The organism is Allobosea spartocytisi, assembly GCF_014764685.1.
Lineage (GTDB): Bacteria > Pseudomonadota > Alphaproteobacteria > Rhizobiales > Beijerinckiaceae > Allobosea > Allobosea spartocytisi.
Genome location: NZ_JACXWY010000011.1, coordinates 146,146 through 168,552 on the forward strand (window position 1 = coordinate 146,146; position 22,407 = coordinate 168,552).

Sequence of the window (22,407 nt, forward strand, 5' to 3'; positions counted from 1 at the left end):
TCAGCGGCTCCTCAGGATCCAGAGCTGCGCCATCGAGATCGAGAACAGGATCACGAACAGCACGACGGTCTGGGCCGCGGCATAGCCCATCTGGTAGGAGGAAAAGGCCGTCTGGTAGATCATCAGCACCAGCGGCTTGGTCGAGTTGAGCGGCCCGCCGGGGTCGTTGCTGGTCATGTTGTAGACCTGGTCGAAAATCCGCAGGAAGCCGATCGACGAGAACACGACGAGGAAGACGGTGGTCGGCTTCAGCAGCGGGATGGTGATGCGGGTCAGGATCGCCCCCTCCCCCAACCCGTCGATGCGCGCCGCCTCGTAATAGCTCGTCGGAATGGCGCGCAGGCCCGCCATGAAGATGATGATCTGGAAGCCGAGATGCGCCCAGATCGCGGTCAGCATGATCGCCGGCAGTGCCTGATCGATCGAGCGCAGGAAGGGCTGGGCCGGGATGCCGACGGAGCCGAGGATGCTGTTGATCACGCCGATCGGCGGCGGCTGGTAGAACCAGCGCCAGACCCAGGCCATCGCCGCCGCCGTCGTGAGATAGGGCAGGAAGTAGAGTGCCCGGATCAGCCCGTGCAGGAAGGTCACCCGGTCGAGATAATAGGCGATGGCGAAGGAGAGCAGGATCGCGATCGGCGTGCCGAAGACGAGATAGGCGAAGGTGTTGCGGAAAACCTGCCAGAACACCGGATCGGCGAAGAGCTTGCGATAATTGTCGAGGCCGACGAAGCGCGCCTCGTTCAGCAAATCCCAGTCGGTCGTCGACAGGTAGAAGCCTTCCAGCGTCGGGTAGAAGCGGACGATGGCGAAGAACAGCACCGGCAGGGCGAGGAAGGTCCAGGCCCAGACGATCTGCTTCGTCGAAATCGACAGCCGCCCCCAGACCCCGCTGGCGCCGGCGCTCCGGGGCGATAATGTCACGGACATGCGCGGGCCTCTTATTTGGCCTTGAACTTGTCGAGGATGGCCTGCTCACGCGTGGCCGCCGCATTCAGCGCGTCCTTGATCGGCGTGTCCTTCAGCAGCACGGCGTTGATCATGTCGATCGAGACCTGGCGCTGGGCCGCCTCGTCGACCATCGGCGGCGTCGCCGCATAGTCGAGCCCGCGGATGAAGGGGCCGTAGATCGGGTCCTTGATATTGGCCTCCGTCAGCGCGACGGCGCGCCGGGCCGGCAATTCGCCGACCTTCTCCAGCCAGACGTTCATCGCCTTCTCGGAGGAGATGAAGGCCATGAACTTCTCGGCCGCCGCGAGCTTCTCGCCCGTCGCCGAAGCGCCGATGGCGTTGGCGAAATAGCTGCCGAAATTGGCCTTCTTGCCGTCGTGGGTCGGCAGCTCGACCACGCCCCATTTGAAGCTCTGGATCGTCTTGTAGGAGGCGACGCGGAAGGTGCCGTCCACCACCATGCCGGCGAGGCCCGCACGGAAGGCCGCCTGGCCCTCGTCCATGAAGCTCTCTTGGCCGACACGGTGCACCTTCTGCAGGCCGGTGTAGAAGGCGAGCGCCTTTTCTCCGGCCTCGGTGTTGTAGGCGACCTTGCTGCCATCGGCGGAATAGGATTCGCCGCCATACTGGCGCACCAGGATCTCGCGCCACCAGTTATGGTCCTGCCGGGCGATGTCGAGCGCGATGCCGACCTGCTGGAAATTCCCGGCCGCGTCGCGCTTGGCGATCGCCTTGGCGGCCGCGACGAACTCGTCCAGCGTCCGCGGCGGCTTTTCCGGGTCGAGGCCGGCCTTCTGGAACAGGTCCTTGTTGTAGAACAAGGCCATGGAGCGCACGGCCGTCGGCAAGCCGTAATACTGGTCGCCGCGCTTCATCGCCGAGACGATCGGGAAGAAATCGCGCTCGATCTCGGCATTCTTGAAGGCCGTCTGCGGCAGCGGCTGGACCAGCTTGCCGGCGATGAAGGTGTCGAGCCAGCCATAGAAGAGCTGCATCACCTCCGGGCCGCGCCCGGCCGCCTTGGCCGCGATCAGGCGCGTCTGGTAGTCGGCATAGGGGAAGGTGACCTGCTTGACGGTGATGCCGGGGTTCTCGGCCTCGAACTGCTTGATCAGCTCGGTCATCGCCTGGACGCGGGTGTCGAAGACGTATTGCCAGTACTGGATCTCGACGGCCTGCGCGCGGCCGGAGCCGGCGGCGAAGACGCCGAGCGCCAGCGCAGAGGCCAGAAACGATCGGCGGGCGACCTTCATGAAATTCATCTGGGGCATCCTCCCGGGAGCATCACTGTTTGCCAGTGTATTATGCAAGCGCTTGCATGCTACGGAGATGCGGAGATTTGTCAACCGGCCCTGATATGGGCTAATTCTGGCAAGCACCCGGCAAGCGACTGACGCCTTGCCGCATGATGAAAGCAAGCGCTTGCACAAGAATGCCGCCGATCTGAAAACGCTCGCCCTGCAGCTCGGTCTGTCGCAATCCACCGTGAGCCGCGCCTTGCGGGCCCATCCCGGCATTCCCGAGACGACCCGCCTGCGCGTCGTCTCGGCGGCCGAGGCGGCCGGCTATCGGCCGAATGCGCGTGCCCGCAGCCTCGCGCTCGGCCGGGCCGAGACGATCGGGCTGTCCTTTCCGCTCGAGCGCCTGCAACTGCCCGAGACCAATTTCGTCGATGTGCTGGCGGGCATCTCGACCGCCATCACCAGCCGCAACTACAATCTGCTGCTGTCTCCCTTTCAGGGCGACGAGGCTGCTGTCCTGCGCCGGCTCGCCTCGTCGAAGGCGGTCGACGGCATCATCATCACGCGCCCCCTTGTCGACGATCCCCGCATCGCCTTGCTGAACGAGCTTCGCCTGCCCTTCGTCGTGCATGGGCGCAGCGAGGTGGAGGAGCCCTATTCCTTCGTCGACACGGACAATGACAACGCCTTCGAGCGCCTGACGACCCTGCTCCTCGATTACGGGCATCGGCACATCGTCGCGATCAACGGCCTCGCGCAGTTCCGATATGTCGCAGCGCGCGCGGCGAGCTTCCGGCGTGCCTTCGCCGCGCGCGGGCTGACGCCGCCGCCGGATGCGATCGAATTCGTCTCGATGACCGAAGCGACGGGCTACGAGACCGCGATGCGTCGGCTTTCCGATACGAAACGGCCGACCGCCTTCCTGTGCGGTTCGGTTTTCCAGGCGCGCGGCGTCTATCGCGCCTTGGGCGAGCACGGGCTGAAGGTCGGCATCGACGTATCCGTGGTGTGCCACGATGACGGCGTCAGGGGCTTCAGCGCGGCCGACTTCGTGCCGTCGCTGACGGCGACAGCGACCTCGATCCGCAGCGCAGGCGAGGAGCTTGCGCTGATCCTGATCGACCTGATCGAGGGGAAGGTCCCGGGACCCATCCGCAAGATCATGCCCTTCGAGCTCGTTCTGCGCGATTCCGTCGCATTGGCGAGACCAGAGCCGTAGAGGCCGGCATCGCCCGGCCCTCGCGACGGCCGGGCACCGAGGCGACCGGCTCTGCCGACCCGAAGGCTCAGGCCACCGCGCCCTGGGGCTTCAGCTCTTCGACGCCGGGGATCCGTCCCTCGAACCAGTAGGCCGCGGCCGCGCGCGACATCGCAGCCCCGTCATGGCCGACACCTGCGACCGTGATGAGGCTCCAGTTGCAGGCGGTGCCGAGCCGCACGGCTTCGGCCCGCGCGAAGTCCAGCATGAAATGGGCGCGGCCGTAGCGGTGCGGTCCCTGCGCCAGCGCCTCGGGCTGCGCCGGCAGGTTGGGGTCGTCGGTGACGATGTCCTGGTCGCCGGCGAAGAGGATCATCGGATAGGCGAGCCAGCGCGCCAGCGCCTCCCGGTCGAGCCCGAGCCCGCCGAGCCCTTCCGGGAAGCGCCGCTCCAGCGTAGGCAAAGTGTACCAACCCGGATTGGAGGCCATCGCCGCCGCGAAGAGCTCGCCGCCCTCGATCGCCAACATGCGATGCACGAACTGGCCGCCGGCCGAATGGCCGAAGATGCGGATGACCGGCTTGTCGATCGCGCCGCCGGCACGCAGCGCGTCGAGCACGCGCTCCGGCACGGTGTAGAGCCACTGCCCGCGCGGAGCGATCGTCCCGTCCTCCGAAACGACAAGACCGTTATTGTAGCTCTCGGCCTTGGGGAACGCCTCGTCGGGAAAGGTCGGCGCGACGATCAGCAGATTGTGCTTCTCGGCCGCATCGATCCAGAAATCGCGGTAATCGTCGCCATTGCGCAGCATGCCGTGCTGCACGACGATGACCGGATCGTTCGGCCGGTGACCCGCCGGCCGATAGAAGTTCACCACGAGTGGCCGGCCGGGATGGAAGCCATCGACGAAGGGCAGCTCGCCCCGGCCGACCGCCGGGTTGAGGGTGGTGGTGATCATGCGGCCTCCGGAGCCTTGTGCAGATGGCAGGCGGCGCTGCGGCCGGGCGCGATCTCGATGAGCTTCGGCCGGACTTCGCGGCAGACGGGCATGGCCTGCTCGCAGCGCGGATGGAATGGACAGCCGGGCGGCGGCGCCAGGGGCGAGGGCAATTCGCCCTTGAGCGGCTGGAAGGCGCGCTTGCGCCGCGCTGCTGACGGAATCGCCGCGATCAGCGCTGCGCTATAGGGATGCGCCGGCTCGGCGAAGATCTCAGCCGCCGTGCCGACCTCGACGATGCGGCCGAGATACATGATCGCGACGCGGTCGCTGATATGGCGGACGAGGCCGAGATCATGGCTGACGAAGAGATAGGTCAGGCCATGGCGCTCGCGCACATCCATGAACAGGTTGATGACCTGCGCCTGGATCGAGACGTCGAGGGCCGAGACCGGCTCGTCGCAGACCAGGAAATCCGGCTTCACGGCGAGTGCCCGCGCGATGCCGATGCGCTGGCGCTGCCCCCCGGAGAACTGATGCGGATAGCGCTCGCGATAGGCGAGATCGAGCCCGACCTCGCTCAACGCCTGGTCGACCGCCCCATCGATCTCCGCCTTCGGCAGCAGCTTGTGGACGCTCAGCGCCTCACCGACGATGCGACTGATTTTCATGCGCGGGTCGAGCGAAGCGTAAGGATCCTGGAAGATCATCTGGACCTTCAGCAGGAAATCGAGCCGCTCCTTCCCCTTGAGCCCGACGACCGGCCGCTGCTCATAGACGACCTCGCCGGTCGTCGGCTTCAGGATGCCAGTGACGACGCGGGCCAGCGTGGACTTGCCGCAGCCGGATTCGCCGACGAGGCCGAGCACCTCGCCGCGCTTGACGCTGAGATCGATGCCGTCGACGGCGCGCAGAACCGGTGGCGCCTTGCCGCGCCCGGTCGCCATCAGGATGCGTTCCGCCAAGGTCGGCTTGCGCCGGAAATGCTTGGTGATGCCCTTGAGCTCGATGATCGGGGCGCTGGTCGAAGCACTCATGCCGCTTCTCCCACCGGCACCGGATTGTGGCAGCGGAAGCGATGTGCGCCCTCGCCTGTCGTCTCAGGATCACTGATGGCACAGACCGGCTGGACGCGCGGGCAGCGCGGCCGGAACGGGCAGCCGCTGGGCCGGGCATCGATACGCGGCGCGACGCCGTCGATCTGGTTCAGGCGCTCGCCAGGCAGAACATTGGCAGCCGAGGAATGGAGCAGGCCGAGCGTATAGGGATGGCGTGGCTGATCGAGCACCTCGTCCACCGGCCCGATCTCGACGACGCGGCCGGCATACATCACCGCCACCCGGTCGGCGAGCTCGGCCACCACGGCGAGGTCATGCGTGATCCAGAGCACGGCCGTGCCGGTCTCGCGGGCAAGCTTCTGCACCTCGAACAGGATCTGGCTCTGGATGGTGACGTCGAGCGCCGTGGTCGGCTCGTCGGCGATGATCAGGTCGGGCGCATTGAGCAAAGCGGTCGCGATCGCGACGCGCTGGCGCATGCCGCCGGAGAACTCGTGCGGGAACTGCTTGAGACGTGCTTCCGGCGAGGAGATGCCGACACGGGCCAGCGCCTTGGCGGCCTCGCCGAGCGCTTCCTCGCGGCTGCAATCGCGATGTTCCAGGATCGCCTCGCTCATCTGCTCGCCGATGCTGAGCACCGGGTTCAGCGTCATCAGCGGGTCCTGGAAGATCATGGCGATGCGGTCGCCGCGGAGACTCCGCAGACGCTCTTCCGACGCCGCACGCAGGTCTTCGCCGCCGAAGCTCACCGTGCCGGCGACGATCTCGCCCGGCGGATCGATGAGGCGCACCAGCGAGAAGCCGGTCACCGATTTGCCGGAACCGGATTCGCCGACCAGCCCCAGCACCTCGCCGCGCGAGACGCTGAGATCGACGCCGTCGACAGCGGGCCAGGCACCGTCGAGCGCGTGGAAGACGGTCCGCAAGCCGCGGACATCGAGCAAGGGGTCACTCATGAGCGCACGTTGAAGCTGCGGCGCAGCCGGTCGCCGACGAGGTTGAGCGAGACGATCAGCAGCACCAGCGCGATGCCGGGGAAGACCGCGATCCAGTATTCGCCGGAGAGCAGGAACTCGAAGCCGTTGGCGATCAGCAGGCCGAGCGAGGGCTGCGTCACCGGCACGCCGACGCCGAGGAAGGAGAGCGTCGCCTCCAGCGTGATCGCGCCGGCGATGCTGATCGACGCGACGACCAGCACCGAGCCCACCGAATTCGGCAGCAGATGCGCGATCATGATGTGCCGGGTCGGCAGGCCGAAATTGAGCGCGGCCTCGATATATTCCTTGCGCCGCTCGACAATGGCGGAGGCGCGCATCAGCCGGGCATATTGTGCCCATTGCACCAAGACGATTGCGAGGATGACCTTGTCGACCCCGCGCCCGATCGAGGCGAGCAGCACGAGCGCGATCAGGATCGAGGGAAAGCCGAGCATGAAGTCGACGACGCGCATGATCACGGCGTCGACGACGCCGCCGAACTGCGCCGCGACGAGCCCGGCGGAGATGCCGATGAAGAGCGCGCCCAGCGTCGCGGTGAGTCCGACCATCAGGCTGGTGCGCAGGCCGTAGAGGATCGCGCTCAGCATGTCCCGCCCCTGCGAATCCGTGCCGAGCCAATAGGTCATGCCGTTCATGCCGGCCTCGCCGGGCGGCAGGCGGTTGTCCATCACGCTGAGCGAGGCGAGGTCATGCGGGTTCTGCGGCGCGATGACCGGGGCAAGCAGGGCCAGCGCAACCATGATGCCGAGCAGGATCGCGGCGCCGCGCGTCGTCGGCCGGCTGCGGATGCGGCGCAGCACCTTCTCGCGCAAGGGCGTGTCGGCATAGGCGGGAACGGTGGGCGCTTTCGTCTTGGCGCTCATGCCATCTCTCCCGTCAGCTTCACCCGCGGGTCGAGCGCGGCGTAAAGGATGTCGACGAGGAAATTCACGGTGACGAAGAGCAGCGTCGCCAGCAGCACATAGGCGACCACGACCGGCCGATCGAGCTGATAGACCGAGTCGATCAGGAGCTTGCCCATGCCGGGCCAGGCGAAGACCGTCTCGGTGATCGTCGAGAAGGCGACGAGACTGCCGAACTCGATGCCGACAACGGTGACGACCGGGATCAGGATGTTGCGCAGCACGTGCCGCCCCACGACGCGGCGCGGCCTGACACCCTTGGCGCGGGCATATTTGACGTAGTCCTGCGTCATCGCCTCGCTCGTGCCGGCCGCGACGAGGCGGGTCATTAGCGCGATCTGGGGAATGGCGAGGTTGATCGCGGGCAAGGCGAGATGGACGAGCCCGTCCCAGGTCACGAGGCTGGTCCGGATGCCCAGGACCGAGACCGTCTCGCCGCGCCCGGCCGTCGGCAGCCAGTGGAGCACGACTGCGAAGAGCAGGATCAGCATCATGCCCTTCCAGAAGCTCGGCAGCGAGAAGCCGAGGACGGTGGCGCCCATGATGATGCGCGAGGGCCGGCTGTCCTGGTCGAGCCCGGCATAGAGCCCGAGCGGCACGCCGGTGACGATCGCCAGCGTCATCGAGAGCAGGACGAGCTCGAAGGTCGCCGGCAGGCGCCCGAGAATGAGCTCGATCGCCGGCACGCCATGCACGAAGGAGCGGCCGAGATCGCCCTTGAGCGCATTGCCCATGAAGACGAAATATTGCTGCCAGACCGGCAGGTCGAGGCCGAGGCGCCGGACCAGCGCTTCGCGCTCGGCCGCGCTGGCCGAGGGCGAAACGAGCAGTTCGACGGGGTCGCCGATGCCGTAGACGGCGAAGAACACCACGACCGAGACCGCGAGCAGCACGAGCACGCTCTGGATCAGTCGCTGCAGGACATAGGCGCTCATGACGCTCGACCGGCTCCGCTCAATGGTTCGCGGGCCGCCCTGAAAGAGGCGGCCCGGCTTGTCGATGGGCCTCTCGGCCGGGTGCTTACTTCGCCTTCGGCTTCACCGACATCGCCAGCATGTACTGGTCGGCGCGGCCCGTGACGTCGAGCTCGGACTTGAAGGCCCAGATGCCGCTCTCGAAATGGATCGGGATGAAGGCGTAGTCGGCGAGGACGAGCTTGCCGGCTTCCTGCAGGAGCTGGTCGCGCTTGGCGTCGTCGAGCGTGGTGACGGCCTCGCGGATGACCTTGTCGAACTGGTCGTTCTTGTAGCCCCCGTAATTCGAGCCGCCGAGGGTCTTGGCCTCGTTCGGGGTCGGCGGCCACTGCCGCAGGAACGACGCAGCCTCGCCGGTGCCGGAGCCCCAGCCGCCGATCGCGACCGAGAATTCCTTCTTGGCGCGGCGCGGGAAGTAAATCGCCCGCGTCATCGCATCGACCTCGGCCTTGATGCCGACCTGGGTCAGATACTGCGCGACGGCCTGGGTGATCTGGCTGTCGTTGATGTAGCGGTCGTTGGTGGTCGAGAGCGTGAGCTGGAAGCCCTTGGCATAGCCGGCCTCGGCGAGAAGCTTCTTCGCCTGCGCCGGGTCATAGGCCAGCTTCTCGGGCTTGGCCTGCGTGCCGAACATGCCGGTCGGCAGGTACTGGTAGGCCGGCTCGGCCGCGCCGTCCATGATACGCTTGACGATGGCGTCGCGGTCGATGGCCAGCGACATCGCCTTGCGGACGCGCAGGTCCTTCAGCGGGTTCTTGCCGTCCTCCGACTTGACGAAGGGGCTTTGGTCGCGGGCGACGTCGAGCTGGAAATAGACCACGCGGGTCGAGGGCGTGATGACATGGCCGAAGCGCTTGTCGTCCTTGATCCGGCCGAGGTCGCGCGCCGCCGGGTTCTCGATCACGTCGTAGTCGCCAGCGAGCAGCCCGGCGAGGCGCGGGCCGGCATTGGTCACCGGCAGCAGGCGGACCGTCGCCCAGGGCTCGGCCTTGCCCCAATAGGTCGGGTTGCGCTCGAGCTCGATCGCCGATCCCCGCACATAGGATTTGAGCTTGTAGGGGCCGGTTCCGATGGCGAGCGTGCCGTCATTAAAGCCGCTGACCGTCGGCCAGGGGCCGGTGACCCCGCAGCTCTTGGCGACGTCGTAGCTGATCGGGCCGTGCTCGACGATGGAGGCCGAGAGGATGGGGAGCGCCGAAAGCAGGTTCGGCAGCAGCGGCTCGGGATTGGTGGTGGTGATGACCAGCGTCTGCGGATCGGGCGCCTCGACGGCCGCGAAATTACCGGTGACGTCTGCGAAGGAATCCGAGACCTTGGTCTCGTTCTTCAGCGTGCGGCAGAAGGTGAAGACCACATCCTCGGACGTGAAGGGCTTGCCGTTGGAGAATTTCACGCCGTCGCGCAGCTTGAAGGTCCAGCGGTTCTTGCCGTCGTTCTCCCACGAAGCCGCGAGGCTCGGATGCAGCTTCTGCTGCGCGTCCTGGCTGACGAGCGAATCGAAGATATGCTGCGCCAGCGCATTGTTCGGCGTGAGGTCGTGATAATGCGGATCGACAGCCGTCGGCTCGGAGGCCAGCGCAATGCGCAGGGTTTGCGCGGAGACCGCCGTGGTGGACAGGCACGCAACCGCAAGGGCCGCGCGGAACAAGGATGTGCGCATGACGATAACCGCTCCCGCTTGTCGTTTTGACAGGTTTATTTTCGTCGAGTAGCAAACATGAAAATTTTTGAACGTCAACCGGTCGGAGGCACATGTCCCAGGGCTTGAAGCCGTCGACGGATCTCTCGAACCGGATCGCGCAGATCTACCCGTCGCTCAGCAGCGGCCATCGCCGTGCGGCCGATTTCGTGCTGCAGCATCCGCTCGACGTCGCCACCATGACCATCGAGGGGCTGGCGGAAGGCAGCGGCACCTCCAACGCCACGGTGACGCGCTTCGTCCGGGCGCTCGGCTATGGCGGCTATGGCGAGTTTCGCGGCGCGCTCTCGGCGGCGCTGAAATTCGCCCATGCCCCGGTCGACAGCTTTGCCGGCGCCCGCGCCGAGGCCGGCTCGAGCTTCGCCACCTTCGCGACCGCGCTTGCCGATCAGGCCGGAAACCTCCAGGCAGCGCGCGACGGGCTCTCGGAAGACGCCGTGACGCGGGCGGTGGAACTGCTGCTGAAGGCGCCGCGCGTCTTCATCGCGGCGTCCGGCGCAAGCCACCATGTCGCGTCCTTCCTCGAGGACGGGCTGGCGCTCTACCTCGACGCCAATGTCATCTTCGCCTCATCCCGCACCGGGCCTGAGCGCGCCATCCGGCACATGATGTCGGCGGGGCCCGACGATCTCGTCGTGGCGATCTCGGTGCCGCGCTACTCCCGCGCGACCCTGGATCTCGCGAGCTTCGCCAAGAAGCGCGGCGCCCAGGTGCTCGCGCTCACCGACAGCCCCACCTCGCCATTGACGCCGATCGCCGACGTCACGCTCTTTGCCCCCGCCCGCAGCCATCTCCTGCCCAATTCGCCGACCGCGGTCTTCGCCCTGGCGGATGCGCTGATCGCGGCCGTCGCGCGCGAACGGCCCGATGCGGTCGAGGCGCTCAAGGAACTGAGCGAGAGCCTGCTCTGGACCTTCTTTCGCTAGAGCATTTTCGAGCGAAGTGGATGCCGGTTCGCGTGAAGAAAATGCAGAAAAACAAGGCTCTAGAGCCCGGCCCGGAAAGCGGAATGCGGGTTCCGGAAAAGAGGCTACCGCGCCGGACCCGCGACCTGGGCGCGTCGCGTCAGCCCGAAGACCGCGAGCAGGAAGAGACCGGCTGAAACCACGGCGTTCCAGCCGGCGAGCGACAGGCCGAGAAAGCGCCACGCCGCTTCGCCGCAGGAGACCACGCGCACGCTCTGCAACTGCTTCATGAAGTCCTGGACGCCGGCCGCAGCGGAAGAGCCGCCACCGCAATCGCTCGGCCCCAGGAACCAGCCCCATTCCACGCCGGAATGATAGACGCCGAGCCCGGCGCTCCAGGCCATCAGCACCGCCAGTACCAGCAGCGCCAGCCATTGCAGCCGCGCTGAGCGGGCCAGCAGCAACGCGGCGAGCGCGAGGCCGATGGCGGCGTAATGCGGCACGCGCTGTTCAAGGCAGAGCTTGCACGGCACCAGCCCGAGCACGAGCTGGAAATACCAGGCACCGGCGATCAGGGCGGCGCTGATGAGGCCGATCGCGCCGATGAGCCGCAGCGGCGTCAGCATCCGGCTCCGGTCGGGGACGGTCTCGAAAGTGGAACTGGTCATGGGCGTCGGCTCAGCAGGACAGAAGCTGTCCCGACCCTGCGACCAGCTTGAGGCCGAAATAAAGCAAAATCAGCACGGCGGCCGCGACGACGGCGATCACTTTCAGGCGACGTTCGATGAAGTGGCGGATCGTGTCGCCATAGCGCCTGAGCAGGAAGGCGAGCGCAAAGAAGCGCGCCCCGCGGGCAAGGATGCAGGAGACGACGAAGAAGGTCAGCCCGATATGGACCGCGCCGGCCAGGATCGTCACCACCTTGATCGGCGGCAGATGGGCCAGCCCCGAGGTCGTCAGCAGGATCAGCGTCGTGTCGGGGCCGGCGCAGGCGCGCAGAGTGTCGAAGGCATCGAGCTTGCCGTAGAAGGCGAGCACCGGCTTCGCCAGCGCCTCGAAGGCATAGTAGCCGATGGCGTAGCCCATGATGCCGCCCAGCACCGAGAACAGCGTCGCGATGAAGGCCAGCCGATAGGCCCGCATCGGCCGCGCCAGCGCCATCGGCACGAACAGCACATCGGCCGGGATCAGGAAGAAGGAGCTTTCGACGAAAGCGACGACCGCGAGCCACAGCTCGGCCCGGGGGCGGGCGGCGAGCGACATGGTCCATTCGTAGAGGCGCTTCAGCATGGCGGCTCTGGAGCAGGATGCGAAAAAGCGGGAACCGGTTTTTCGCGATAATCCTGCTCTAACTCCCTGGTGAGAGACGGATTCAGATTTCGGATGGGGTCGCCTTGTGATCCCGTCTGAAATCATCCGGCTCTAGAGCATGCGTCGGCCGGTGGCGCAACGGCTTCGGCAGGCCGAAACGTCGCCATCCTGCGCCGGGACCGAAAAACCTCTCGGCTGCGTCGCCGCGGCGATTGACCGGTATCGATCGATCGCTATAGTCCGCCGGCCCGTCGGGGCCCCTGTGGCGGAATTGGTAGACGCGCTCGACTCAAAATCGAGTTCCGCAAGGAGTGCTGGTTCGATCCCGGCCAGGGGCACCATCTCCTTCACGGAGCTTGTGGAGTTCGGCTCTCCACGATCCCGCACCTGGCTTCGCCGCTGAAAAGCGTGAACCCGGTTCGCAAGCCGCATCCGCACCATCACGCTGCGGGACGACACTCCTAGCTGCCCTCGATCCCCCGCTTCCGGCGCAGTGCCTGGACAAGCGCAGCCCCCTTCACGGCGAGGAGGAGGAGGAAGGTGAGGATCATGATGATGAAGGCGGCTGCGGCGATGGCCGGGCTGATGTTCTCGCGCAGGGAGGAGAACATCTGTCGGGCGAGCGTCGTCTGGTTGGGGCCGGCGACGAACAGCGTGATCACCACCTCGTCGAGCGAGGTGGCGAAGGCGAAGACCGCGCCGGTGAGGATGCCCGGCATGGCCAGCGGCAGGGTCACATTCCGGAAAACATTCACCGGGGAGGCGCCGAGACTGGCCGCCGCGCGCTCCAGCGCCGGGTCCATGCTGGCGAGCGAGCCCGAGACATTGACGAGGACGAAGGGCACGCAAAGCACGGCATGCGCGATGATCACCCCGAGATAGCTCGAGGCCAGCCCCATGCGGGCATAGAGGATCTGCATGCCGACGCCGAGCACGACCGCCGGCACCACCATCGGCAGCAGGAAGATCGAGCGCAGCAGCCCCGAAAAGGGCACGAGCTCACGCCTCAGGCCGAGCGCCGCCAACGTCCCGATCACCGTCGCGACGACGGTCGCGCCCGTACCGATGATCAGCGAATTGACGATCGCGCGGGTCCAGGCCTGGCTTTCCGCCAGCGCCCCGAACCAGCGCATCGAGGGGCCGCTGATCGGGTAGACGAGGAAGACGCTGTCGGTGAAGGCCAGCGGAAGGATCGCGACCAGCGGCAGCAGCAGGAAGGCGACCGCCAGAGCCCCGAAGGCGAGCCGCAGCGCGTTGAAGGCCGCGCCGCCCGGACGAACCGCCGCGACGCTCATGCCGGCACCAGCGGCGTGCGCGAGAGCCGGTTGTAGACGATGTAGAGCACGGTCGTCGGCACCAGCAGGAACAGGCCGAGCGCACCCGCCATCCCCCAATTCGCCGTTCCGGTGGCGTAGAAGGCGATGACCGAGCTGATCATCTGGTCGCCCGCTCCGCCGGTCAGGGCCGGGGTGATGTAGTAGCCGAGCGCCACCATGAAGACGAGCAGCGAGCCCGAGAGCAGGCCCGGCATGGCGAGCGGCAGCAGGATGTGGCGAAAGGCCTGCAGCGGCGCGGCGCCCAGCGCGGCGGCGGCTGGCATCAGATTGCGCGGGATCGCGATCAGGCTGGCATAGATCGGCAGCACCATCAGCGGCAGTAGCACATGCGTCATCGCGATCAGCACGCCGGTGCGGTTGTAGATGAGCGCAAGCGGAGAATCGATCAACCCGATCGCCCGCAGCATCTGGTTGATGAGCCCGTTATCCTGCAGCAGGATCAGCCAGGCCGCCGTGCGCACCAGCAACGAGGTCCATAGCGGCAGCAGCACGGCGATGAGCAGCGCATTGCGCTTCCAGCCCGTCACGCTCGCCGCCAGCATCGCGAAGGGCAGCCCGATCGCGGCGCAAAGCAGCGTGACCTGTGTCGCGATGGTGAAGGTGCGCAGCATGATCGCGCGGTTGACGGCGAAATCGGGCTCGACCGGCTCGATCCGCGCCTCGTCATTGCGCTTGAGGTCGACCGCCGCCAGCAGGTTGGCGTCGGTATAGGCCGGCATGCTGCGCTTCAGCGCCAGCCAATAACCCTGATCGCTCCAGCGCGGATCGACGGCCTGAAGATCGATCGCATCGGTTTCGCCGCTCTCCCGCACCGCACGCGCCGTGCGCGGGAGAAGCGTGCGGAAGCCGGCCTGCTGGCTGTTGAGGGTCCGCACGGCATCGCCGAAGCGCTCCTGCGGCGTATCGGCCCGCAAATCCCGGACGAGCGCCGCCTGCAGCGGGGCCGGCGGCGGGCCGCTGCCGGCCCAGCTCGCGATCGCGATCGCCGTCTGGGGGAAAGCCAGGCGCACGGTGCCGCCCTGAACCGCAGTTGAAACCATCATCCAGAGCGGCCAGAGGAAGAACAGGCCGAGGAAGATCACCAGCGGCAGGATCAGGAGCAGGGCTTTAAGGCGCGCGCTCATGGCGCCACCAGGGAGCAATCGCCCTGGGCGAAGCTGGCGAATGCCTTGCTGCCGATCGGCGGCGCCGCATCGCGACGCCCGGCCCGGGCGACGAGCCGGCTCTCGCCGCAGGCGAGGTGCAGGCGGATGTGATCGCCATGATAGACATGGTCCTCGATCGTCACCGGCAAGGCGTTGGCAGCGGCGGCATCCTGCACGAGATGCAGCATTTCCGGACGAACCGAGATCATCACGTCGTGGCCGGTCTCGAAGGCCACCGCACTGTCGCAGATCACGCTCGCGCCGGATGCGAGCAGGATCGTCGCGGTCTCGCCCTGACGCTGCGAGACGCGGCCGGCGAGCAGATTCGTCTCCCCGATGAACTCGGCGACGAAGCGTGTGCGCGGCCTGTCATAGAGGCCCGACGGCGTATCGAACTGCTCGATCTTGCCGCGATTGAGCACGGCGACACGGTCCGACATGGTCAGCGCCTCACCCTGATCATGCGTGACGAAGATGACCGTCAGCCCGAGTTCACGATGCAAGGCGCGGATCTCAAGCTGCATATGCTCGCGCAATTGCTTGTCGAGCGCGCTCAGCGGCTCGTCCATCAGCACGACCTTGGGCTCGTAGACGAGGGCGCGGGACAAAGCGATGCGCTGCTGCTGGCCGCCGGAGAGCTGCGAGGGCTTGCGGTCGGCGAGATGGCCGAGGCGCACCAGCTCGAGCGCGCGCTTCACCCTCGCCTCGCGCTCGGCCCGGGCGACGCCGCGCATCTTGAGCGGAAAGCCGACATTCTCGGCGATCGTCATATGCGGGAACAGGGCGTAGTTCTGGAAGACCACGCCCATCTCGCGCTTGTGGGGCGGCAGATGCTCGACGCGCCGCCCGTCGACATGGATGCTCCCGCCGGTGGGGGTCTCGAAGCCGGCGAGCATCATCAGAAGTGTCGTCTTGCCCGAGCCCGAAGGGCCGAGAAGGCTGACGAACTCGCCCTGCGCGACATGGAAGTCGAGCGAGTCGACCACCGTGACCGTGCCGAATACCTTGCTGATGGCCTCGAAATGAATGAACGGATTCGAATCTCGCAAAGGATCAATCTTCTCGTGACGGATGAGGCGAAGCCGTCTTGGCCGCGGCGAGGAGCCCTTCGCAAGGACGATGCCACACCGGGCGATCGGCTGGAGCGGCCTCGGACGCACGTGGCGCGCCCGGGGCTCTCTGCATGAAGCACGGCGAAGCGGAGACGGCTGCTGGCCGCCCCGCTCGCCGATCCGCTTGCCGACCTACTTGCCGACCCAGGCGTTGAAGCGCTTGGTCAGGTCTTCGATGTTGTCGTTCCAGTAGTCGACGTCGATCGCGATCGCATTCTCGAGATTCTGCGGCGCGGTCGGCAGGTCCGCGGCGAGGTCGGCCGGGACGGCGGCCGCGGCGGCCTTGTTGGGCAGGCCGTAGGCGATGTCCTGCGGCAGCTTGGACTGGTTTTCCGGCAGGCTGGCGAAAGCGATGAAATCCATCGCCTGGTCCTTGTTCGGGCTGCCCTTCAGGATCACCCAGCTGTCGACGGCGTAGATGCTGCCCGGCCAGACGGTCTTGAACTTGGTGCCCTCGGTCTTGTTGATGCCGCTGATGCGGCCGTTATAGGCCGAGGTCATCACGACCTGCCCGGATTTCAGCAGCTGCAGCGGCTGCGCGCCCGACTCCCACCAGACGATATCGGACTTGATCTCGTCGAGCTTCTTGAAGGCGCGGTCGACGCCGCCCTTGTCGCGCAGCACCTTGTAGACGTCCTTCGGCGCGACGCCATCGGCGATCAGCGCGAATTCGAGCGCATATTTCGGTCCGCGACGCAGGGCCCGCTTGCCCGGGAACTTCTTGGTGTCCCAGAAATCCGCCCAGGAGGTCGGCGCGGTCTTCAGCTTCTCGGAATCGTAGGACAAGAGCGTCGACCAGACGATCGCCCCGACGCCACAATCGCTGACGGCGCTCGGCAGGAACTTGTCCTTGCCGCCGAGCTTGTTCCAGTCGAGCTTTTCGTAGAGGCCGTCGGCGCAGCCGATGGCGAGCTCGTCGGCCTCGACCTGCACGGCGTCCCAGTTCGGCGTCCCCGCCTTCACCTTCGCCTGGACGACGCCGACGCCGCCATCCCAGGATTCGTCGAGCACCGGCTTGCCGGTCTTCTCGGCGAAGGGCTTGAAGTAGATCTTGCGCTGCGCGTCCTGGTAGTTGCCGCCCCAGGAGACGACGGTGAGGTCGCGGGCAGCCGCCGTGCCGAGGCCGGCGAGCATCAGTCCAGCCGCGAGCGTCGAGCCTGCGAATAGGGCCTTCAACGATGTCATGGTCTTCTCCCGTTCTGATCCGGCTGCTCCGCCCCTCGCGGAATGCCGGCTACCTTGCCCGTATTGGACCTCGCTTCGCAGCATCACGCTACGGAAATCTTCTTGCTGATCAGGCGCCGATCTCGCTCAACAATTGCGCGGGCGCCAGACGCAGCGCCGCCGCGCGGCGGTGCCCTTCGAGCCCCTCGCTGGCGCTCTGGCGCATGGCCGGCGGGGCCACGGCCGCGACGCCACGCTCGTCCAGCCATTGATGCGTGCAGGTCTTGAGGTAGGAGCCGACCCAGAGGCCGCCGGTATAGCGCCCGGCCGCCATGGTCGGCAGCGTGTGGTTCGTGCCGCAGCATTTGTCCGAATAGACCACGCTCGCGGCGACGCCGATGAAGATCGATCCGTAATTGCGCAGCTTCGCGGCCGTTGCATGCGCATCGCGCGTATGCACCTCCAGATGCTCGGCGGCGATCTGGTCCGAATAGGCCAGCATCGTCGCCTCGTCGGCACAGACGGCGATCTCGCCATAGTCGCGCCAGGCCGCGGCGGCGACCGGCGCCGTCGAGAGGTTGCCGAGCTGGCGCTCGATCTCGACGAGCACCTTCTCCGCCAGGCTGCGATCCGTGGTGATCAGGCCGACGCGGGTGCGCACGTCATGCTCCGCCTGTGCCAGCAGATCGACCGCGATCGTCACCGCATCGCCGGTCTCGTCAGCGACGACAAAGATCTCGCTCGGCCCGGCGAGCTGATCGATGCCGACCAGGCCGAAGACCTGCCGCTTGGCCTCGTTCACATAGGCGTTTCCCGGGCCGACGATCTTGTCGACCGCGGGGATACTTTCGGTGCCGAAGGCCATGGCGGCGATCGCCTGCGCGCCGCCGACGCGGAAGATCCGGTCGGCGCCTGAAAGGTGACAGCCCGCGATCATCGCCGGATGCGCTCCCGGGGGCAGGCAGGCGACGACCTCGTCGCAGCCGGCGACCTTGGCCGGCACGATCGTCATGATCGGCGCCGAGAGCAGCGGATAGCGTCCGCCCGGCACATAGGCGCCGATGCGCGCGATCGGAATGATGCGATGGCCGAGATGCAGCCCCGGCAGCGCTTCGATCTCCAGGGGAAGCAGCGTCTTGCGCTGCGCCTCGGCGAAGGCCCGCACACGCTCGATGGCGAATTCGGTATCGGCACGGGTCTGCTTCTCGAGCCCGTCGAGCGCAGCGGCGCGCTCCGCCGGCGTGATCTCGAAAGCCTCGATATCGAGCTTGTCGAACTCGCGTGAATAATGCCGCAGAGCGTCGTCGCCATCGCGCCGCACACGATCCAGAACGGCCTTCACCGTGGTCTCGACGGGAGTATTGTCGCTCCAGGCGCTGCGCTGGGGGGCCTTGATGCGCGTGATCCGGGCGTCCAGGGCGGGGGCGGAGTTGGGCATGCGGCGTGTTCCAGTGGGCGGGAATGGGCGGCAAGCTTCCCCGCCGCATGGCAGCGACGCAAGGAGGGCACCTGGGTGTGTTGAAGATAATCACCAATTGCGCTCAGATGCGGCGCCCGCGTGAAGGAGGCCTTCCATGAAGATCGGCGACCGGTTGAGGGAGCTGCGCCAACGCCGCAAGCTCAGCGTGCGCGCCGTCGCCCTGCGCTCGGGCGTGTCCCACTCTTCGATTTCGCTGATCGAGCGGGACCTGATCAGCCCGTCCCTCGACACGCTGCATGCAGTGCTCGACGCGCTCGGCACGACCCTATCGGGCTTTTTTCTGGACTTTAATGCGGTATCGCCGCCAAATCCGTTCTGCCGAGCTGCGGAGATGGCGGAAATCGGTCGTGCGGACGCCATTTCCTACCGCGTGATCGGGACCGGATTTCCCAATCGCTCGATGCTGATGCTGCATGAAACCTACGCTCCCGGGGCCGATACGGGCGAGGCCTTCTTTCATTCGGCCCAGGAGGGCGGCCTCGTCATCCGCGGCGCGGTCGAGGTGACCGTCTCGGGCCGGACGGCGATCCTGCACCCCGGCGATGGTTATTATTTCGACAGCCGCGAACCGCACCGCTTCCGCAATGCAGCCGACGAGCCGAGCGAGATCGTCAGCGCCATCACGCCCCCCACATATTAGCCGCGAGGAGATTGCCGCCAGAGAGGCTGGTCAGGATCTCCTTCCGGTTGACGGCGAAGGCGGTCGCCTCGCGCATCTTGATGTCGGTGAACGGCTTGCAAAGACGATTCAATTAGGGCTCGGCTATGCCCCGAACATGGGCTTTCGGGGACGGATTCGACTGGCGATGGCGATGGCGACAGGACAGGCGGATGTCATCGTGCTCGGGGCCGGCATCATCGGCGTCAGCACCGCCCTGCATCTGCAGGAGCGCGGCCGCACCGTCCTGCTGGTCGATCGCGGCGAGCCGGGAGCCGAAACCAGCCATGGCAATGCCGGGCTGATCGAGCGCTCTTCCGTCGTTCCCTATGCCTTTCCCCGCGATCTCGCGACACTCGCCGCCTTCGCCTCGAACCGCTCCATCGCCGTGCGCTACCGGCCGGCGACATTGCTGCGGATGGCGCCCTGGCTGGCGCGCTACTGGTGGAACTCGGCACCGGACCGCCTCGACAGGCTGGGCCGCGCCGTCCTGCCTCTGATCGAGCGCAGCATCGACGAGCACCGGCACTGGACGAAAGCCGCCGGCACGGAGGCGCTGATGCGGAGCGGGGGCTGGATCGAGCTCTATCGCGACCCGCGCGCCCTCGCCCAGGCGGTTCGAACGGCGGCAGAGCTGAGTGGCTACGGGCTTGCTTATGACGTGCTCCAGCCTGAGGCCCTGCGCAGCCTGGAGCCTGCCTTGCTGCCCGATGCCACAGCCGGCGCCGTGCATTGGCGCGATCCGGTGACAGTCCGCGATCCCGGCGCGGTGACGCGCGCCTATGCCGAACTCTTCTCCGCGCGCGGCGGCGCGCTGGCGAAGGCGGATGCGTTCGCCTTGCGTCAGGAAGGCGCGGAATGGCACCTCCCGACCAATGCCGGAACCTGGCGGGGCTCGGAGGTCGTCGTCGCGCTTGGGCCCTGGTCAGGCGATGTCTGTAAAGGCTTCGGCTACCGTTTCCCGCTCGGCTTCAAGCGCGGCTATCATATGCATTACGCCGCCGCGGACGAATCGACGCCGCAATATCCGCTCTGCGATGCGCAGGCGGGTTTCGTGCTGAGCCGGATGCAGCGCGGCATTCGCCTGACCACCGGCATCGAACTGGCCGGCCGCGACGAGCCGTCGGATACTTGGCAGCTCGACCGCGCAGAGAAGATCGCACGACGGATCATGCCGCTCGGCCAGCGTCTCGATGCCGAGCCCTGGCGCGGCGCGCGCCCTTGCCTGCCCGACATGCTGCCGATCATCGGCCGGGCTCCCCGGCATCGCAGCCTGTGGTTTGCATTCGGCCACGCTCATCACGGCTTCACCTTGGGTCCGGCCACCGGTCGGCTTCTGGCGGAAGCGATGACCGGCACCCCACCCTTCTGCGATCTCAAGCCCTTCGCGGCCGATCGCTTCTAGGCGCATCATCGCCCCAAGGGGCAGGCCACGGCCACGGCTGAGCTGACGGCCGCCTGGATCCGCATTATGGTGCCGGCGCTTGAGCTCACCGGGGCTGCGAGCAGCCCGCCCTGCCTCCTCTCGACGCTTCCCCGAAAGCCCAGATGCGCCTCCTCCTCATCAACCCGAATACGATGCCGGAGATGACGGCGCTGGTCGTGCGGGCTATCCAGCCGCATCTGCCGCCGGAGACGATGCTCGTCCCGGTCACGGGCCGCTTCGGCGCGCAATACATCGCCAGCCGCAGCGCCGCCGCCATCGCGGCCCATGCGGCGCTCGACGCCTTCGCCGAGCACGGCGCGGATTGCGACGGCGTCTATCTCGCCTGCTTCGGCGATCCCGGCCTCCTCGCCCTCAAGGAGCTGGCGCGCGTGCCTGTGATCGGCATGGCGGAGGCCTCGAGCCGGCTCGCGGCGCGGCAGGCCGAACGCTTCTCGATCGTGACCGGCGGCGAGCGCTGGGGGCCGATGTTGCGGGAGTTCCTCGGCTCGCTCGGGCTTGCTGGCCGGCTCGCCGCTGTCGAGACCGTAGCGCCGACCGGCGCCGACATCGCGCGCGATCCCGACGGCTCTGTCACCCTGCTCGCGGAAGCCTGCAACCGGACCGTGGCGCGTGACGGTGCTGGCGCCGTCATCCTCGGCGGAGCCGGGCTCGCCGGCCTTGCCGCGCGCGTCCAGCCGCATGTCTCCGTGCCGGTGATCTGCTCGGCCGAGGCCGGAGTGACGATGCTGCTCGAAACGCTGCGAGAGCCGCCGGCGAAACCGCAGAGCGGCGATTTCGCCCTCCCCGCTCCCGTCGGCAGCACCGGCCTCTCCGACAGCCTCTCGCGGCTGCTGGCAAACCCCTGAAGCGTCACCCCTTCGCGGCGAGCGAGACGCCGTTGAGTTCCGCGATCCAGTCCGAGATCATCGGCACGTAATCCCCGCCCCGCCCGCTGGCGACGGCGGTGGCGTAGCTGTTCTTCACGGCATTGCCGATCGGGTTCGCGACGCCGGCCGCGTTGGCGACGCCTTCCAGATAGCGCACATCCTTCAACGCGTTGACGAGGGTGAATTTGTGCGCGTCGCGGTCACGCTCCAGCACATATTGCATGAAGGTCTGGTAGAAGCCGCAATCCATCCGGCTGCCCCGGATCACACTGTCGAAGGTCTGCGGCGTGATGCCGATCTTCTGACTGAGCGTCAGCGCTTCGGCATAGATCGCGGCATAGCCCATCGAGAGGAAGTTGTTGATCAGCTTCATCTTGTGCCCGTCGCCGACGGGACCGAGATGGACGATCTTCTGCGCCCAGGCCTCGCAGGCCGGCCTGATCCGGGCGAACACCTCGGGCGCGGCGCCGATCATCGCCGAAAGCTGGCCCTGCGCGGCCTGGGCCGGCGTGCCGCCGAGCGGCGCATCGGCAAGGTGCAACCCCTTGGCCTCGAGCTCGGCGGCGAGCCGGACCGTGACGGTCGGATCGGAGGTCGAGCAATCGACCACGATCGTGCCGGGCTTCGCCCCGGCGATGATGCCGCTCTCGCCCTTGAGCACCTCCTCGACCTGCGCCGAGCCGGTGACGCACAGGAAGATGATGCCGGAGCGCGCCGCCAGCTCCGCCGGCGTCTTCGCCTCGACGGCGCCGGCCGCAACGAGATCCTCGACCGGCTTGCGGTTGCGGTGACCCATCACGGTCAGGGAGAAGCCCTTCGCGACCAGATTGGCGGCCATGCCCTGGCCCATCAGCCCGACGCCGATAAAGCCGATCGCTTCCTTGCCAGCGCTCATTTTCATATTCTCCTGCTTGTCTGTATGAGTATGCGAACGGCAGAGATATCGACGAAACGACTGGCTTCGGGACGCTTGACGAGGCCAGCCCTTGACCTGGACCCCTGATGAACGCCGACGGCCCGTCCC

22 protein-coding genes and 1 tRNA gene are annotated in these 22,407 nt (G+C 67.0%); 6 read left to right on the top strand and 17 right to left on the bottom strand.

Translation table 11 applies throughout. The features are described from left to right. Positions 1-930: a carbohydrate ABC transporter permease gene (locus IED13_RS17970; RefSeq protein ID WP_051988112.1), complete on the bottom strand. Its 930-nt coding sequence runs from the start codon at positions 928-930 to the stop codon at positions 1-3. 11 nt (positions 931-941) lie between these two features. Continuing rightward, positions 942-2,204, bottom strand: a complete 1,263-nt coding sequence (locus IED13_RS17975) for an extracellular solute-binding protein (RefSeq protein ID WP_191124990.1) — start codon at positions 2,202-2,204, stop codon at positions 942-944. A 169-nt stretch (positions 2,205-2,373) separates the two neighbouring features. Here IED13_RS17975 and IED13_RS17980 point away from each other — a divergent pair, with 169 nt between their 5' ends. Next, a complete protein-coding gene (locus IED13_RS17980) occupies positions 2,374-3,411 on the top strand; it encodes a substrate-binding domain-containing protein (RefSeq protein WP_191124966.1) in 1,038 nt (345 codons plus the stop codon). 67 nt (positions 3,412-3,478) lie between these two features. On the opposite strand, the gene IED13_RS17985 is transcribed toward IED13_RS17980, so the two are convergent. From IED13_RS17985 to IED13_RS18010, 6 genes are all read right to left on the bottom strand, one after another. Further along, positions 3,479-4,348 (bottom strand): alpha/beta hydrolase family protein, encoded by an 870-nt coding sequence (locus tag IED13_RS17985; RefSeq protein WP_191124967.1) that lies wholly within the window; start codon positions 4,346-4,348, stop codon positions 3,479-3,481. Then, positions 4,345-5,364 (bottom strand): ABC transporter ATP-binding protein, encoded by a 1,020-nt coding sequence (locus IED13_RS17990; RefSeq protein WP_191124968.1) that lies wholly within the window; start codon positions 5,362-5,364, stop codon positions 4,345-4,347. The genes IED13_RS17985 and IED13_RS17990 overlap by 4 nt, the downstream gene beginning before the upstream one ends. Next, positions 5,361-6,341 carry an ABC transporter ATP-binding protein gene (locus tag IED13_RS17995; protein WP_191124969.1) on the bottom strand — a complete coding sequence of 327 codons (981 nt, stop codon included), beginning with the start codon at positions 6,339-6,341 and terminating at the stop codon, positions 5,361-5,363. Before IED13_RS17995 ends, IED13_RS17990 begins: the two co-directional genes overlap by 4 nt. After that, positions 6,338-7,246: an ABC transporter permease gene (locus tag IED13_RS18000; protein ID WP_191124970.1), complete on the bottom strand. Its 909-nt coding sequence runs from the start codon at positions 7,244-7,246 to the stop codon at positions 6,338-6,340. The genes IED13_RS17995 and IED13_RS18000 overlap by 4 nt, the downstream gene beginning before the upstream one ends. Then, positions 7,243-8,220, bottom strand: coding sequence for an ABC transporter permease (locus IED13_RS18005; protein WP_191124971.1), 978 nt, complete (start codon positions 8,218-8,220; stop codon positions 7,243-7,245). The genes IED13_RS18000 and IED13_RS18005 overlap by 4 nt, the downstream gene beginning before the upstream one ends. Positions 8,221-8,305: 85 nt before the next feature. Continuing rightward, the gene (locus tag IED13_RS18010; RefSeq protein WP_191124972.1) at positions 8,306-9,919 is read right to left on the bottom strand and encodes an ABC transporter substrate-binding protein; all 1,614 of its coding nucleotides are present in this window, start codon (positions 9,917-9,919) and stop codon (positions 8,306-8,308) included. Between the two features lie 92 nt (positions 9,920-10,011). Here IED13_RS18010 and IED13_RS18015 point away from each other — a divergent pair, with 92 nt between their 5' ends. Further along, entirely contained in the window at positions 10,012-10,884 is an 873-nt protein-coding gene (locus tag IED13_RS18015) for a MurR/RpiR family transcriptional regulator (protein WP_191124973.1), read from the top strand. A gap of 104 nt (positions 10,885-10,988) precedes the next feature. Here IED13_RS18015 and IED13_RS18020 read toward each other — a convergent pair whose 3' ends face one another. Together IED13_RS18020 and IED13_RS18025 are read right to left on the bottom strand one after the other, a co-directional pair. After that, positions 10,989-11,531, bottom strand: coding sequence for a disulfide bond formation protein B (locus tag IED13_RS18020; RefSeq protein WP_113253679.1), 543 nt, complete (start codon positions 11,529-11,531; stop codon positions 10,989-10,991). A gap of 10 nt (positions 11,532-11,541) precedes the next feature. Then, entirely contained in the window at positions 11,542-12,153 is a 612-nt protein-coding gene (locus tag IED13_RS18025) for a YqaA family protein (protein ID WP_113253678.1), read from the bottom strand. A 277-nt stretch (positions 12,154-12,430) separates the two neighbouring features. Between IED13_RS18025 and IED13_RS18030 the strand changes: the two genes are divergently transcribed. Further along, a tRNA-Leu gene (locus IED13_RS18030) sits at positions 12,431-12,515 on the top strand. A 120-nt stretch (positions 12,516-12,635) separates the two neighbouring features. On the opposite strand, the gene IED13_RS18035 is transcribed toward IED13_RS18030, so the two are convergent. From IED13_RS18035 to hisD, 5 genes are all read right to left on the bottom strand, one after another. Next, complete coding sequence (locus IED13_RS18035; protein ID WP_191124974.1) at positions 12,636-13,469, bottom strand: ABC transporter permease; 834 nt, start codon at positions 13,467-13,469, stop codon at positions 12,636-12,638. Further along, positions 13,466-14,635, bottom strand: coding sequence for an ABC transporter permease (locus IED13_RS18040; protein ID WP_191124975.1), 1,170 nt, complete (start codon positions 14,633-14,635; stop codon positions 13,466-13,468). Before IED13_RS18040 ends, IED13_RS18035 begins: the two co-directional genes overlap by 4 nt. Next, on the bottom strand, positions 14,632-15,705 hold the full coding sequence (locus IED13_RS18045; RefSeq protein WP_191124976.1) for an ABC transporter ATP-binding protein: 1,074 nt from the start codon (positions 15,703-15,705) through the stop codon (positions 14,632-14,634). Before IED13_RS18045 ends, IED13_RS18040 begins: the two co-directional genes overlap by 4 nt. 195 nt (positions 15,706-15,900) lie before the next feature. Further along, complete coding sequence (locus IED13_RS18050) at positions 15,901-16,902, bottom strand: ABC transporter substrate-binding protein (protein ID WP_051988178.1); 1,002 nt, start codon at positions 16,900-16,902, stop codon at positions 15,901-15,903. Positions 16,903-17,062: 160 nt separating this feature from the next. Beyond that, positions 17,063-18,370: a histidinol dehydrogenase gene (gene hisD / locus IED13_RS18055; protein ID WP_191124977.1), complete on the bottom strand. Its 1,308-nt coding sequence runs from the start codon at positions 18,368-18,370 to the stop codon at positions 17,063-17,065. A gap of 136 nt (positions 18,371-18,506) precedes the next feature. On the opposite strand from hisD, the gene IED13_RS18060 reads away from it, so the two are divergent. Then, positions 18,507-19,052, top strand: coding sequence for a cupin domain-containing protein (locus tag IED13_RS18060; RefSeq protein WP_038363650.1), 546 nt, complete (start codon positions 18,507-18,509; stop codon positions 19,050-19,052). On the opposite strand, the gene IED13_RS29105 is transcribed toward IED13_RS18060, so the two are convergent. Continuing rightward, on the bottom strand, positions 19,033-19,164 hold the full coding sequence (locus IED13_RS29105; RefSeq protein WP_260368441.1) for a hypothetical protein: 132 nt from the start codon (positions 19,162-19,164) through the stop codon (positions 19,033-19,035). The genes IED13_RS18060 and IED13_RS29105 overlap by 20 nt on opposite strands. Positions 19,165-19,224: 60 nt before the next feature. On the opposite strand from IED13_RS29105, the gene IED13_RS18065 reads away from it, so the two are divergent. Continuing rightward, positions 19,225-20,475: an NAD(P)/FAD-dependent oxidoreductase gene (locus tag IED13_RS18065; protein ID WP_113253673.1), complete on the top strand. Its 1,251-nt coding sequence runs from the start codon at positions 19,225-19,227 to the stop codon at positions 20,473-20,475. Between the two features lie 143 nt (positions 20,476-20,618). Then, positions 20,619-21,362, top strand: coding sequence for an aspartate/glutamate racemase family protein (locus IED13_RS18070; RefSeq protein WP_113253672.1), 744 nt, complete (start codon positions 20,619-20,621; stop codon positions 21,360-21,362). Between the two features lie 4 nt (positions 21,363-21,366). On the opposite strand, the gene IED13_RS18075 is transcribed toward IED13_RS18070, so the two are convergent. Next, on the bottom strand, positions 21,367-22,407 hold a 1,041-nt coding region (locus IED13_RS18075; RefSeq protein ID WP_263858893.1), incomplete at its 5' end, for an NAD(P)-dependent oxidoreductase.

What these genes read in the sequence shown, in the direction of transcription:
- IED13_RS17970 (WP_051988112.1), bottom strand. Translation starts at nt 930, where the DNA reads ATGTCCGTGACATTATCGCCCCGGAGCGCCGGCGCCAGCGGGGTCTGG.
- IED13_RS17975 (WP_191124990.1), bottom strand. Translation starts at nt 2,204, where the DNA reads ATGAAGGTCGCCCGCCGATCGTTTCTGGCCTCTGCGCTGGCGCTCGGC.
- IED13_RS17985 (WP_191124967.1), bottom strand. Translation starts at nt 4,348, where the DNA reads ATGATCACCACCACCCTCAACCCGGCGGTCGGCCGGGGCGAGCTGCCC.
- IED13_RS17990 (WP_191124968.1), bottom strand. Translation starts at nt 5,364, where the DNA reads ATGAGTGCTTCGACCAGCGCCCCGATCATCGAGCTCAAGGGCATCACC.
- IED13_RS17995 (WP_191124969.1), bottom strand. Translation starts at nt 6,341, where the DNA reads ATGAGTGACCCCTTGCTCGATGTCCGCGGCTTGCGGACCGTCTTCCAC.
- IED13_RS18000 (WP_191124970.1), bottom strand. Translation starts at nt 7,246, where the DNA reads ATGAGCGCCAAGACGAAAGCGCCCACCGTTCCCGCCTATGCCGACACG.
- IED13_RS18005 (WP_191124971.1), bottom strand. Translation starts at nt 8,220, where the DNA reads ATGAGCGCCTATGTCCTGCAGCGACTGATCCAGAGCGTGCTCGTGCTG.
- IED13_RS18010 (WP_191124972.1), bottom strand. Translation starts at nt 9,919, where the DNA reads ATGCGCACATCCTTGTTCCGCGCGGCCCTTGCGGTTGCGTGCCTGTCC.
- IED13_RS18015 (WP_191124973.1), top strand. Translation starts at nt 10,012, where the DNA reads ATGTCCCAGGGCTTGAAGCCGTCGACGGATCTCTCGAACCGGATCGCG.
- IED13_RS18020 (WP_113253679.1), bottom strand. Translation starts at nt 11,531, where the DNA reads ATGACCAGTTCCACTTTCGAGACCGTCCCCGACCGGAGCCGGATGCTG.
- IED13_RS18025 (WP_113253678.1), bottom strand. Translation starts at nt 12,153, where the DNA reads ATGCTGAAGCGCCTCTACGAATGGACCATGTCGCTCGCCGCCCGCCCC.
- IED13_RS18035 (WP_191124974.1), bottom strand. Translation starts at nt 13,469, where the DNA reads ATGAGCGTCGCGGCGGTTCGTCCGGGCGGCGCGGCCTTCAACGCGCTG.
- IED13_RS18040 (WP_191124975.1), bottom strand. Translation starts at nt 14,635, where the DNA reads ATGAGCGCGCGCCTTAAAGCCCTGCTCCTGATCCTGCCGCTGGTGATC.
- IED13_RS18050 (WP_051988178.1), bottom strand. Translation starts at nt 16,902, where the DNA reads ATGCTCGCCGGCCTCGGCACGGCGGCTGCCCGCGACCTCACCGTCGTC.
- hisD (WP_191124977.1), bottom strand. Translation starts at nt 18,370, where the DNA reads ATGCCCAACTCCGCCCCCGCCCTGGACGCCCGGATCACGCGCATCAAG.
- IED13_RS18060 (WP_038363650.1), top strand. Translation starts at nt 18,507, where the DNA reads ATGAAGATCGGCGACCGGTTGAGGGAGCTGCGCCAACGCCGCAAGCTC.
- IED13_RS18065 (WP_113253673.1), top strand. Translation starts at nt 19,225, where the DNA reads ATGGCGACAGGACAGGCGGATGTCATCGTGCTCGGGGCCGGCATCATC.
- IED13_RS18070 (WP_113253672.1), top strand. Translation starts at nt 20,619, where the DNA reads ATGCGCCTCCTCCTCATCAACCCGAATACGATGCCGGAGATGACGGCG.